11 protein-coding genes and 1 pseudogene are annotated in these 13,014 nt (G+C 64.2%); 4 read left to right on the top strand and 8 right to left on the bottom strand.

Annotated elements, in window-relative coordinates:
* On the bottom strand, nt 1-209 hold a 209-nt coding region (locus MOV75_RS11015; protein WP_247005665.1), incomplete at its 3' end, for an anhydro-N-acetylmuramic acid kinase.
* Nucleotides 210-373: 164 nt separating this feature from the next.
* Between MOV75_RS11015 and tyrS the strand changes: the two genes are divergently transcribed.
* From tyrS to MOV75_RS10995, 4 genes are all read left to right on the top strand, one after another.
* Nucleotides 374-1,627 carry a tyrosine--tRNA ligase gene (tyrS, locus tag MOV75_RS11010; RefSeq protein WP_247005663.1) on the top strand — a complete coding sequence of 418 codons (1,254 nt, stop codon included), beginning with the start codon at nt 374-376 and terminating at the stop codon, nt 1,625-1,627.
* A gap of 58 nt (nt 1,628-1,685) precedes the next feature.
* A complete protein-coding gene (locus MOV75_RS11005; RefSeq protein WP_246927102.1) occupies nt 1,686-2,918 on the top strand; it encodes an MFS transporter in 1,233 nt (410 codons plus the stop codon).
* 219 nt (nt 2,919-3,137) lie between these two features.
* A complete protein-coding gene (locus MOV75_RS11000) occupies nt 3,138-3,542 on the top strand; it encodes a DoxX family protein (protein ID WP_246927104.1) in 405 nt (134 codons plus the stop codon).
* A gap of 379 nt (nt 3,543-3,921) precedes the next feature.
* The gene (locus MOV75_RS10995; RefSeq protein ID WP_247005661.1) at nt 3,922-5,646 is read left to right on the top strand and encodes a methyl-accepting chemotaxis protein; all 1,725 of its coding nucleotides are present in this window, start codon (nt 3,922-3,924) and stop codon (nt 5,644-5,646) included.
* A gap of 111 nt (nt 5,647-5,757) precedes the next feature.
* Here the strand turns inward: MOV75_RS10995 and MOV75_RS10990 are convergent, their stop codons facing one another.
* From MOV75_RS10990 to MOV75_RS10960, 7 genes and pseudogenes are all read right to left on the bottom strand, one after another.
* On the bottom strand, nt 5,758-6,249 hold the full coding sequence (locus MOV75_RS10990; RefSeq protein WP_249796641.1) for a septal ring lytic transglycosylase RlpA family protein: 492 nt from the start codon (nt 6,247-6,249) through the stop codon (nt 5,758-5,760).
* A gap of 323 nt (nt 6,250-6,572) precedes the next feature.
* Nucleotides 6,573-7,787 carry an acyl-CoA dehydrogenase family protein gene (locus tag MOV75_RS10985; protein ID WP_246926165.1) on the bottom strand — a complete coding sequence of 405 codons (1,215 nt, stop codon included), beginning with the start codon at nt 7,785-7,787 and terminating at the stop codon, nt 6,573-6,575.
* Between the two features lie 162 nt (nt 7,788-7,949).
* The gene (locus MOV75_RS10980; RefSeq protein WP_246926163.1) at nt 7,950-9,161 is read right to left on the bottom strand and encodes an ABC transporter substrate-binding protein; all 1,212 of its coding nucleotides are present in this window, start codon (nt 9,159-9,161) and stop codon (nt 7,950-7,952) included.
* Between the two features lie 115 nt (nt 9,162-9,276).
* On the bottom strand, nt 9,277-9,852 hold the full coding sequence (locus tag MOV75_RS10975; RefSeq protein ID WP_246926162.1) for an HdeD family acid-resistance protein: 576 nt from the start codon (nt 9,850-9,852) through the stop codon (nt 9,277-9,279).
* A 130-nt stretch (nt 9,853-9,982) separates the two neighbouring features.
* The gene (locus MOV75_RS10970; protein ID WP_246926161.1) at nt 9,983-11,506 is read right to left on the bottom strand and encodes an FAD-dependent oxidoreductase; all 1,524 of its coding nucleotides are present in this window, start codon (nt 11,504-11,506) and stop codon (nt 9,983-9,985) included.
* A gap of 27 nt (nt 11,507-11,533) precedes the next feature.
* Nucleotides 11,534-12,160 carry a GTP cyclohydrolase I FolE gene (gene folE, locus MOV75_RS10965; RefSeq protein ID WP_246926160.1) on the bottom strand — a complete coding sequence of 209 codons (627 nt, stop codon included), beginning with the start codon at nt 12,158-12,160 and terminating at the stop codon, nt 11,534-11,536.
* A 135-nt stretch (nt 12,161-12,295) separates the two neighbouring features.
* A pseudogene (locus MOV75_RS10960) lies at nt 12,296-12,901 on the bottom strand (alpha/beta fold hydrolase); the annotation flags it as partial.
* Nucleotides 12,902-13,014: the final 113 nt, after the last annotated feature.

Raw genomic sequence — 13,014 nt, 5'->3', positions numbered from 1 at the left:
CGACGACTACCTCGCCTATGTCCACCACGTTGCGGCAGGTACGCCGCCTCGGACAGCGCCTGGCGCAGCAGGTTGCGCTCCGCCGGGCTATAGGCCCGGTAGCCGGACGGCCCGAAGGCCTGCACCCGTTTTCCGTCGGTCTCGATCAGCGCGACATCCACCCCGTCCAGCGAGGTGCCGCTCATCAAACCGAGTGCCGTCAACATCATGGATCAGCGTCCTCAAACACCCTCTCCGGCATGCCGATCTTGTGCCAGAGGGACACATCTTATAATGCCACAGCGCCAAGTGGCGGGCGGCCATCGGGTTCCCACCCAAGACCCTTAAATTGCCCCCAAAAAAGTAAACCAAGAATTGTCAGGCACGCCGACAGATGACTGCATTTAAATCGGATTTCCTCAATATCCTGCAGGAACGTGGTTTCATCCACCAGTGCTCCGATTTCGAGGGGCTGGACGCGCTCGCCGCCAAGGGCGAAGCGACCGCCTATGTCGGCTACGATTGCACCGCCCGCTCGCTGCACATCGGCAACTACCTGACCATGATGATGCTGCACTGGCTCCAGGAGTCCGGCAACAAGCCGATCACGCTGATGGGCGGCGGCACCACAATGGTGGGCGATCCCTCCGGCAAGGACGAGACGCGCGCGATGCGCACCGTCGCCGAGATCGATGCCAACAAGGAATCGATCCGCGGCGTGTTCGCAAAGGTGCTGCGCTACGGCGAAGGCAAGAGCGACGCGATCATGCTCGACAATGCGGAGTGGCTGACCAAGCTGAACTGGATCGAGATGCTGCGCGATGTCGGCCGCCATTTCTCGGTCAATCGCATGCTGACCATGGACTCCGTGCGGCTGCGCCTCGAGCGCGAGCAGGAGATGAGCTTCATCGAGTTCAACTACATGGTCTGCCAGGCCTACGACTTCGTCGAGCTCGCCAAGCGCACCGGCTGCAAATTGCAGATGGGCGGCTCGGACCAGTGGGGCAACATCATCATGGGCGTCGATCTCGGCCGCCGCATGGGCACCCACCAGCTGTTCGCGCTGACGACGCCGCTGCTGACGACCGCATCGGGTGCCAAGATGGGCAAGACCGCGCAAGGCGCGGTGTGGCTCAATGCCGATCAGTTCTCGCCCTATGATTTCTGGCAGTATTGGCGCAACACCGAGGATGCCGACGTCGGCAAATTCCTGAAGCTGTTCACGACGCTGCCGATCGCTGAGATCAAGAAGCTCGAGGCGCTTGGCGGCTCGGAGATCAACGAGGCCAAGAAGGTGCTCGCCACCGAAGCGACGGCGCTGCTGCATGGCCGCGATGCCGCCAACGAAGCAGCCGAGACCGCGCGTCGTACCTTCGAGGAAGGCGCGCTCGCCGAGAGCCTCCCCACGGTGGAAATTCCGCGCGGCGAACTCGATGCCGGCCTCGGCGTGCTCAACGCTTTCGTGAAGGCCGGCCTCGTCGCCTCGAACGGCGAAGCACGCCGCCAGATCAAGGGCGGTGGCCTGCGCGTCAACGACCAACCCGTCAATGACGAGAAGCTGGCGCTGTCAGCGGCCAATCTGACGCCGGAGGGCGTGATCAAGCTCTCCTTCGGCAAGAAGAAGCATATCCTGATCAAGCCTGCATAGGCGTATGAGCTTTTCGCTGCTTGTCAGGGAGCGCCGAAGCGCGCTCCCCTGACCGGCAATGGATCAGAACACGCCCGATAGGGGAACGAGCAAGGAAGGCGTCGCGCTCACCGTGCTTGCGCTCTGCTTCACGCTGGCCGTGCTCGGCCGCGGGCTCGGCGACAGTTTTACAGTGTTCCTGAAGCCGATCTCAGAGAGCTTCGGCTGGGACCGCGCGCAGATCGTCTCGGTCTATTCCCTCACCTGGCTCGCGAGCGGTCTCACCGCACCCTTCGTCGGTCGTCTGTTCGACCATTCCGGACCGCGCATCGTCTATGCGCTCGGGCTGCTACTGCTCGGCGCGGCTTTCCTGATCGCGGCCCACGCCCAGCATCTCTGGCAGTTCCAACTCTCGATCGGCATGTGCGTCGGCATCGGCGTCGCCTTCATCGGCATCGTGCCGAACTCGATCCTGCTCGGCCGCTGGTTCGGGCGCCGTCTGCCGACCGCAATGTCCGTGGTGTATTCGGCAATGGGCGGCGGCGTGCTGGCGTTGCTGCCGGCATCGCAGCTCTTGATCGACCACATCGGCTGGCGCGACACCTATCAGCTGTTCGGCTTCGCAGCGTTGGGCCTGCTGGTCCCGCTGATGCTGTTGCCGTGGCGGCTGTTCGCTACAGGCTCGCCGCATGTCGTGAAGAAGACCGATCCCGACTTCATCGACAACGGCTGGACGCTTCTCGGCGCCATGCGCCACCACGCCTTCTGGGCGCTGTTCTCGACCTTCTTCTTCACCGCCGTCGGCATGTATGCGATCGCTGCCCAGATCGTGGCCTATCTGATCGACGCCGGCTTCCCGCCGCTCCAGGCCGCGACGGCCTGGGGTTTTTCCGGCGTCGTGCTGGTGTTCGGCATGCTCGGGGTCTCCGCGCTCGACGGGCTGATCGGACGGCGGCCATCGGTGCTGCTCAGCTACGCGATCTCGATCGTCGGCATCGTCCTGCTCTGGCTGCTTCAGTATTATCCGAACGTCATCCTGCTCACCGGTTTCGTCGTCTGCTTCGGCAGCATGATGGGCTCGCGCGGTCCACTGATTACCGCCACCGCAATGAAGATATTCCGCGGGAAACGCGTCGGTACGATCTTCGGCACGATCTCGATCGGGAGCGGATTGGGGTCGGCCTTCGGCTCATGGAGCGGCGGCCTCATCCACGACTTCACCCACGGTTACGATCTGCTGCTCATCTTCGCACTTGCGAGCGTGATCCTCGGAATGATTCCATTCCTGATCGTCCCCGCCTTGCGGGAGTAAGTTTCCCCGACGTAACCTGCATCCCTCGATGTCACCGGGGAATTACGGACGGCATGCGGGGAGCGGCGCGCGAAAAATTCCAGGACAACCGGCGTGAACGGACGAACTGCAGTGTTTTGTCCGTCATGACAAAATTGTCAGCACAAATTGACGCGGAGCCGCTTGCGGGGTCGAACTGAATACGGTCCAAGTCGCGCATTGGATGGAGGGCAAAAACCAATGGACTTTCCCTATCTCACTCGCTTTCAACCGGTTCTGTTGAGCCTGTTTCGCTTCATCACCGGCCTTTTGCTGTTTCAGTACGGCGTCGCCAAGATCTTCAAGTTTCCGGTGCTTCCTTACTTCGCCAACATCCCGCCGCTGATCTGGACGGCCGGCGCGCTCGAACTCGTGCTCGGTGCGCTGCTGATGCTCGGCCTGTTCACCCGCCTCAGCGCTTTCATCCTCGCCGGTGAAATGGCCTTCGCCTACTTCATGGGTCACATGTTCAAGGGCGAAACGCCGGTATTCCTGCCGCTGCTCAATGGCGGCACCGCGGCGATCCTGTTCTGCTTCGCCTGCCTCTATCTGTCGGCAGCCGGCGGCGGCTCGGTCAGTGCCGATGCGGCGATGGGCAAGAAATAGCGGCGCGTACGCGCCGCGCTGATGCGCCCCTGATTGACCCGCCAAGCGGGACGGCACCGGCAGACCCGGTGCCGTCTCAGCGCGCCCCCAGCACGTTCCAGATCAGGACGAGGGCCGCGACGAGCAGCACGGACATGATGATGCGGTGAGCGAATCGGTTCACTGCCGCTCCGGCCGAGCTCGATCACCACCAACTTCCGACATCATTTTTCTCCGCGACCTGACCCGCCACGCGCGGCGAGGCGCGTTCGGCCTGCATGTTTGCGCACGCGGCTGCCGACGCCGCGCGTGGCAGCACGTCGCACGCGTCCATTCATGATTGGTAAGAACTTCATGCTACCTACGCGAGCAATAACAACCATTTCCCATCGAGGCTGCGATGAAGCTGCTGAGTCACCTCAAGATCCGCACCAAGCTTGCCAGCATGGTGTGTCTCGCCGCCCTCACCGTTGCGGCCATCATCGGGGTATCGGCCGTGCTCAGCAAGAGCCGCATGATGGAGGATCGGGTCCAGCAGATGCGGACCGCCGTCGAGCTGCTCTACAACTACGCGCAATCGCTTCAGGATGAAGTTAGCGCCGGCAAGCTGACGCTGGCCGATGCCAAGGCCCAGTTCCATCAGCGCGGCCGCCGCATGAACTTCAATGGCAACCAGGGCTATCCGGTGGTCTACAATCAGGACGGCTCCCTGGTCGTGAACGGCGCCAACCAGCAGCTCGAAGGCAAGATCACGGGAGCCAAGGACTCCAACGGCGTGCTGATCGCGGAAGCCATCATCAAGGCCGGCAGCGAGACCGCGCAGGGTGGCGTGGCCTCCTATCTCTATCCCCGTCCCGGCCAGACCGAACCTGTCCGCAAGACAATATTCGCTCGCAAATTCGCCCCCTGGAACGTGACCGTCAGCTACGGCCTCTACGTCGACGACATCGACGCCGACGTGCGCGCGCTGACGCTGGAGCTGGCCGCGATCGGCATCGGCCTGATGCTGCTGATGGCGGCGCTATCCTGGCTGATCGCCCGCGACGTGCTCGGCGCGCTCGAGCGCCAGAAGAACCGCATGCAGGAGATTTCCGAAGGCGCCATCGACAAGCCGGTCGAGGAAACCGGCCGCGGCGACGAGATCGGCCGCATGGCCGAGACCCTCGAAGTGCTGCGTCAGACGGCTTTGACGGCCCGCTCGCTGGAAGCCGAACAGGTCGCCACCAAGACGCGGACCGAGCAGGAGAAGCGCGACGCCCTGATCTCCCTCGCCGACCGCTTCGATGCCTCCGTCGGCCAGCTCGTCGGCCTGATGGCCTCCGGCTCCGGCGAGCTCGAGACCACCGCCAAGTCGATGTCCTCGACCGCCGAAGGCACCAACCGCCGTGCCGCATTGGTCGGCTCGGCCGCCACCGAAGCCAGCCAGCGCGTCCAGACCGTCGCGGCTGCCGCCGAGGAGCTCTCCTCCTCCATCACCGAGATCAGCCGCCAGGTCGCCCAGTCTGCAGAAGTCACGGGACGCGCGGTCGACAGCGCCCGCCGCACCGACACCATCGTGCGTGCGCTCTCGGACGGCGCCCAGCAGATCGAGCACGTCGCGGAGCTGATTTCCAACATCGCCGCCCAGACCAATCTGCTCGCGCTCAACGCCACCATCGAGGCCGCGCGTGCCGGCGATGCCGGCCGCGGCTTTGCCGTCGTCGCCCATGAAGTGAAGGCGCTGGCAGGACAGACCGCGAAGGCGACCGCCGATATCAGCGAGAACGTCGCGATGATCCAGGCCTCGACCCGCAACGCGGTCGACGCCGTGCGCGAGATCGGCGGCGCGGTGCGCGAGATCAACGAGGTCACTTCGGCGATCGCCGGCGCCGTCAGTCAGCAGGACGCCGCCACCCGCGAGATCTCGTCCAACGCGCAATCGGCCGCGCAGGGCAACGAGACGCTGGTCGCCAACATCACCTCGCTGCGCGATGCCATCGGCGAGACCGACACCGCGGCCGCCTCCGTCCTGACGGCGGCGAGCAGCCTGACGGAGACGGCGGACACGCTGTCGCGCGAGGTGGAGAAGTTCTTCCAGAACCTGCGCGCAGGGTCGGCGGACGGCCGCGTCGCCAAGGCGGGATGACGAAGCGTCCACCGTTCACAAAGCGCGATGGCGATTCATCCTAATCGCATCGCGCTCTAGGGCCGACGTGTTTCCTCGATCCGGGAACGCTGTCCTCCTTCGGCATAGCGTTCAGCCAACCGGCCCAGTGATCCAATCGTCGCCGGACAGCGGCTTGACCGTGACGTCAGGAATGACTCCAAGTTCCATGCTCGGGTCGAAGTGGCGCATCGTCCGCTCATTGAGGTCAATGATGCGACCGGGCCTGAGCGGCCCTACGTCGTTGATCTTGACGATGACCTTCTTACCGACGGCCTCGACGAGAGCATATTTCGGTCTTGCTCTAAATTGGATTCCACCAAATTTCTGACGCAAGCTCGTCTTGATGGCAGCCGTCCAAAGCGAGGGATCATAACGCTCCCCGGAGGCTGTGCTCGGGCCGCCCTCCTCCTTGCCGGGCTTGAACGGATTATACGTGGATGCTGCGCCAACGATCGCATCCCCAGAGGCGGCATCGACGACGGCACTTGAATGAACCCTACCTGTTTCGCTTCGAGCGACGGTCACAGAAACGACGAGCGCAATGAGGGCGCCGCAAATCGCGGCGCTCCAGCGGAACACCATTATATCTCCTTTGATTTTCTCGATCGTCCGGTTCACGACGCCGCAACATGGGCAAGCGAACGCGAAAGCGTTTCGGAACTTGCGCCAATCTTATGCGGATTCCAGTCAACCCTGGCTGCGGAACCGTTGTGGGAACCAGAGCAGTCCCCACACAGTGTTTTAGTTGTCGCCGTCTAAGACAAGGATTGCGTCAGCAGCATGACACCGAGAGCGGGGCTCGGCTCCGGACGTGCTCGGCGGCAAGCGCATTGCGCAACTTCCCAACAGCCCGAGACTGCAGGACACGTTGCATATCGTTGTTCGGCAACAGGAGGCTCCTCCTCCTACCCCATCACCCCGCCCCGCTTGATCAGCTCCTTGCCCACCGCCGCCAGATGCACCTGGTCCGGGCCGTCGCCGATGCGGATGAAGCGGGCGTAGACGTAGGCGCGAGCGAGGAAGGTGTCCTGGGAGACGCCGGCGGCGCCGTGAATCTGGATGGCGCGGTCGATGACGCGCGCGGCCATGCTGGGCACCACGATCTTGGCGGCGGCGATCAAGTCGCGCGCCGTCTTGTTGCCGTCGCGGTCCATCTTGTCGGCGGCTTGCAGCGTGAGCAGCCGCGCCTGCGCGATCTCGCAGAAGGAATGTGCGATGTCCTCGCGCACCGAGCCTTGCTCCGCCAGCGGCTTGCCGAAGGCAACGCGCGACACCGACCGCTGGCACATCAATTCGAGCGCACGCTGGGCGCAGCCGATCAGCCGCATGCAATGATGGATGCGGCCGGGACCGAGCCGCCCCTGCGCGATCTCGAAGCCGCGGCCCTCGCCGAGCAAAATGTTCTCCGCGGGCACGCGGACGTTCTCGTAGACGATCTCGGGATGGCCGCTAGGGGCGTCATCATAGCCGTAAGTGAGCATGTCGCGGACGATGCGCACGCCGGGCGTATTCCTGGGCACCAGGATCATCGATTGCTGGCGATGGCGGTCGGGATCGTCAGGCGCGGTCTTGCCCATCACGATCAGGATCTCGCAATCCTCGTTCATCGCGCCTGACGTGAACCACTTTCGCCCGTTGATGACGTAGTCGCTGCCGTCGCGTTTGATCTGGCACTGGATGTTGGTTGCGTCGCTGGAGGCGACCTGCGGCTCCGTCATCGAGAAGCCCGAGCGGATGCGCCCCTCCAGCAGCGGCTTCAGCCAGCGCTCCTGCTGCGCCTGGGTGCCGTAATTCGCCAGCACCTCCATGTTGCCGACATCGGGCGCCGAGCAGTTGAAGACCTCGGGCGCCCAGAGAATGCGGCCCATGATCTCCTTCACGGGCGCGTATTCGAGGTTTGTGAGCCCCGGCCCATGCTCGCCCGACAGGAACAGATTCCACAGCCCCTGCTCCCGCGCCATCTTCTTCAGATCTTGCAGCACGGGCGGCGTCCTGTAGCGCGAAGCTTCCGGCTTCACCTGCTCGTAATAGAGCTCCTCGACCGGCTCGACATGCGCTCGCATGAACTGGCGGACGCGCTCCTGCAGCTCCAGCGACCGGGCGGAGTGTTGAAAGTCCATGGGGGTCTCCTGTTCGCTTGGTCGCGCGTCAGTGTCGTAGTCGTAGGGTGGGCAAAGCGGAGCGTGCCCACGCATTCTCGCGACGGAGAGGGGTGGTGGGCACGGCGCAAGGGCGCCTTTGCCCACCCTACGATTTCGAGTTCGCGGAGAGAGCTCCCGCTCTCACGTCCCCTTCAGCAGCTCGCTCGCCACCACCCAATCGTTGCCATCGAACTGGAGCATGTAGCCGTCCTTGATCGGACGGAAATCCTGCGGCGTGGTGTTGAGGGTGATGCCCGGCATCAGCAGCGACAGGGGCACGTTCTTCAGATTGGACGCCTGCGCCATGATGTTCTCGCGCGTCAGATTGTCCTTGCACTGCCTAAGGAGCACCACCAGCGCTTCGGCGACGGTGTAGCCGTAAAGAGCGGCGACGTTGTTGATGTCGGCGTTGGGCAGGCGCTTCTTCATCAAGTCGATATAGGCCGTCATCGCCGGATCGTCCTTCGGCGTCTCGACGAACGGCTTGAGCGAACCGAGCGAGAGCACGCCCTTGCCGGCATCGAGCCCGGCCGGCACCATCACGGACGCCTTGTTGGCGCAGCCGCTCGCGAGGAAGCGCGTCGGCTGCCAGCCGGTTTCATGAGCCTTGCGGATCGCCTGCGCGCAGGCACGCGGGGTCACCGAATAGATCATGAAGACGTCGGCCTTGGTGCTCGCCAGCGTCAGCACCTGGGAATCGACGGTGGGGTCAGCGACCTCGAAGCTCGAGGCCATCGCGATCGCCTTGTCGGCGTCGGCACCGAGCGCCTCCTTGACGCCGCGTAAGTATTCCTTGCCGGCGTCGTCGTTCTGGTAGAGCACCGCAAAGCGCGCATTCGGGTTCTTGGCGCGGGCATAGGCGACGTCGATCGCGGCCTCGCTGGTGTAGTTCGGCGCCCAGGGCAGCGCCATCGACCAGGGCATGTTGGCGGGATCGTTCCACTTCGAGGCCGAGCTGATCAGGAAAAGCTGCGGCACCTTGTTGCTGTTGAGATATTTCGCGATCGCCGAGCTCGGCGCCGTCCCCATGGTCGCGAAGATGAAGGCGACGCCGTCGCCCTCGACCAGCCGCCGCGCCGCCTCCATGGTCTTCGGCGGCGAGAACGCGTCGTCGAGCGAGATCAGATTGAGCTTGCGGCCATTGACGCCGCCCTTCTCGTTGACCTCGTCGAAGTAGGCCGCGATCACCCTGCCGGTGATGCTGAGCGGCGAAGCCGGGCCGCTATAGGGCATGGTGTTGCCGATCTTGATCTCGGTGTCGCTGACGCCGGGACCGTAGGATTTTTGCGCGGCGGCAGGCGTCGACAGGCTCGCGGCAGCCAGTGCTGCGGCCAGGACCAAAGCGGCTTTCATGGTTTCTCCCCGGTGATGATCGCCGCACGATCCGGTCGCGCGGCGTGCTGCTTTTGTGTCAGCACGTCAGATCAGCGGAGTTCCGCAAGACGGTCTTGCGTCGAGTTGCTGGTGGCTAGCGACGCTGCTTCAGGCTGAAGCCCAAGGAGATCCAACCCGCGCCGGCCATGATCAGGTCGATGCCGAGGAACAGGCCGAGGATGTAGACGCTGTTCACCGGCCAGCGCGCGACGATCAAGAGGCCAAGCAGCAGCGTGATGGCGCCCGAGAGCGCGACCCACACCCACGGGCTTTCGCGCTTCATGCTGAAGGCGAGAAACAGCCTGACGGCGCCCGAGGCGATCAGCGACGCGCCGAGGAAGAGCGTCAGGAGCACTGCCGCGAACAGCGGATTCGCGAAAGTCAGAAAGCCAGCGACGACATAGAGCACGCCGAGCAAGGCCCAGACGAGAAACTTGCCCCAGCTCTTCACCTGGAACGCGCCGATGATCTCGGCCGCGCCGGCGACGATCATCATGGCGCCGACCACGATCACGCTCGCCACCGTCGCCATCACCACGCTGCCGAGCGCCACGAAGCCGGCGATGAGGTAGACGACGCCGAGCGCGACGATCCAGCCCCATTTGGCGTGCAGCGCCGCGATGCCCGAGCCCAGACTTGAAGGATGGGAGATATCCGAGGCACTTGTCATGACGGCCACTCCTGCATGGGAAGCCCCGCGAGCGCACGCCAGGATAGCACGGGCCACGCCGGGGCAACAGCCAGCTGAGCAGTCGCCGCGGGCAGCAACATTGACGCAAATCAAGATCGAGTGCGGCGTTTCAGGCGCGCGACCGCTCCATCTCCAGCTCGGCCTTGAGATTGTCGAGATCGCGATAAATTGAAGCAATCGCGAGGACGCGGCCGCCCTTGCGGTACTTCAGCAGGCAGTCCTTTCCGGAAATGCTGCCATCGATCGCGATGTCGTCAAAGCTCTCGGCGTGGCCGACATAGTTGATCGGCACGTCGTAGTGCTGGCTCCAGAAGAACGGCACGGCGTCGAAGCGTTCGCGCCTGCCGAGCATGTTGCGCGCCGCGGCCTGACCCTGCCGCTCCGCCACCACCCAATGCTCGACGCGAATGGTGTGCCGGGAATGCGGATCGGGCCAGCGGGCAATGTCGCCGGCCGCGAAGATGCCGGACACGCTGGTCTCCAGATATTCGCTCACGCTGACGCCACGGTCGGCCGCCAGCCCCGCCTGCTCGGCGAGCGCGAGCCGCGGCTTGACGCCGATGCCGACGACGACCAGGTCAGCTTCGATGACGGCGCCGCTCTTCAGCGTCGCGCGCATGCCGTCGAGGTTTTCCACCGTATCCTTCAGGTGGAAGATAACACCGTTCTCCTCATGCAGGGACCGGACGAAATCGCCCATCTCAGCGCCGAGCACTTTCTGCATCGGCCGCTCTTCCGGCGCGACCACGTGCACCTCGATCTTCCGCGCGCGCAAGGAGGCCGCAACTTCGAGGCCGATGAAGCTGGCGCCGATCACCAGCGCCCGCCTGGCACTCCCCGCCGCCTTGATGATGGCGCGGCTGTCGGCAACGGAGCGCAAGGTGTGAACATGCGGCTGGTCCGCGCCCGGAATCCGCAGTTTGACTGGCTCGGCGCCGGTCGCGAGCAGCAGCCGATCGAATGGGAGCTTGTCGCCATTGCCAAGCGTGACATTGCGCGTCTTCGCATCGATGGCGGAGACGTCGGTGTTGAGCCTGAGATCGATGCCAGCGTTCTGGTAATAGTCCTCATCGCGCAGCGGCAACCAGGCCTCCGGCGCGCTGCCCGCGAGATAATCCTTGGAGAGGTTTGGCCGGTCGACCGGCATCGCGCCGTCATTGCTGAGCATGGTGATGGCGCCGGCAAAGCCCTCGCGCCGGAGCGTCTCGGCGGCGGAAAAGCCAGCGGCACCGCCGCCGACAATGACGAATTTGTCCGGCGTCGGCGCGCTGCGATGTGCGGCCGGCGGCGTCAGTGCCTCTCGCTTGCGCCGAACGACGATGTTGTCGCGATCGCGGGTGACCTCCCATACCGCCAGCGCGTTCAACGCAGGCGGGCGGGTGGCTTCGCCCGTGCGCAAGGAGAAGCAGGCATGATGCCAGGGACAGCGGATGGTATCGCCCACCACCAGTCCCTCGGCGAGCGGACCGTGATAATGGCTGCAGGCCGGCTCGATCGCAAAAATTTCGCCGCCGGCCTGCACCAGAAGGACGTCTTCCTCCCCGACGTGACCGAGCAATTTGCCGTCCTTGAACGCGGTCAGCGATACGCCTTTGGTCAAGTCCGGTCCGTTCGGCTTGTTGTTCTCGGTCATGGCGCCGTCTCCTCGAGCTAGCGCGGGTCAATCGTCCGAATTGGCGAGCCCCAATAATTCCTGACGCGTCAGCGCATTGTCGCGGAACACACCCAGCATGCGGCTGGTGACGAGATCGGTCCCGGGCTTGTGCGCGCCGCGCGTGGTCATGCAGTGATGTGTCGCCTTGATGATGACGCCGACGCCTTCGGGCTTAAGCACGTCGTTGATGGTATTGGCGATCTGTGCGGTCATCTTCTCCTGGATCTGCAACCGTTTGGCGTAGACGTCCACCACGCGCGCAAGCTTGCTGATGCCGACGACGCGCCCCTGCGGAATATAGGCAACCCAGGCGCGACCGACGATCGGCGCCATGTGGTGCTCGCAATGGCTTTCGAAGCGAACGCCGCGCAGGACGATCATCTCGTCATAGCCTTCGATCTCCTCAAAGGTCTTTTGCAGGATTTCGGTCGGATCCTGCGCGTAGCCGGAAAAATACTCCTCGAAGGCACGTGCGACCCGGTCCGGCGTTTCGCGCAGACCGTCGCGCGCGGGATCATCGCCGGCCCAGCGGATCATAGTCCGGATCGCCTGCTCGACCTCGGCCCTGTCAGGCCGTTCGGCAGGCACCTGGGCGACCGCGACGCGCTCCAGCTTGCGCACCTGTGACTTCATCGAGATCCTCCCTGCAACGAGCCCGCATACAGAAGCGGCCCCACAGCTTGGACGGCTGCAATCGGAAAAGGTTCCCAGGATCAGGAAAAATGGGAAGGACGACAGACAATTCGGCCGCAAGACGAGAAACGGGCTCTATGAGGCCGCTTTCCGGACGTCGATCACCGCCTGCGCCCATTCGGCCGGCCGCTCCTGCGGCAGGTTATGACCGGCATCGGTGAAGACGCGGCGCTCGAACGAGCTCTCGAACTTGCGTGCGTGATGAGCGGTGCCGGGATTGACGCCGTCGCTGTCCCCGTCGATCGCGATGGCCGGGACGCGGATCGGCGGCTGCGCGGCGAGCCTTGCCTCGATCGCTGCGTAAGCAGGATCGCCCGCGACCAGCGCATAACGGTGGCGGTAGGAATGGATCACGACATCGACGAAATCAGGATTGTCGAAGGACACCGCGCTCCGCTCGAAGGTGGCATCGTCGAACGTCCATTTCGGCGACCACATCGACCAGAGCTGGCGCGCAAATCCGCGCCGGTTGCGCTCCAGCGCGCGGCGGCCGCGCTCGTTGTGGAAGAGATATTGATACCAGAGCGCGGCCTCCTCCGGCGGCGAGGCCGGCTCCATGGCGCGAGCGATGTTCTGGATGTTGTAGGAATTACCGGAGACGAGGCCGATCACGCGCTCCGGATAAAGCGCCGAGACCACGCAGGCCGCGCGTCCGCCCCAGTCATAGCCGCCGACCACCGCATTGCTCGACGAATATCGCAAGGTCGATGCGGCAAGCGTCGAGGCCGTCACCAATGCGGTCAACAATGCCGGCCGCGATCTCGGCTTCGTCACGCTGGAGCCTGGAGCCCGAG

Origin of the sequence: Bradyrhizobium sp. PRIMUS42 (assembly GCF_023006515.1) — a bacterium.
GTDB lineage: Bacteria > Pseudomonadota > Alphaproteobacteria > Rhizobiales > Xanthobacteraceae > Bradyrhizobium.
Note: the sequence above shows the minus strand (reverse complement) of the source record. Positions and strands in the feature narration are given on the sequence as shown.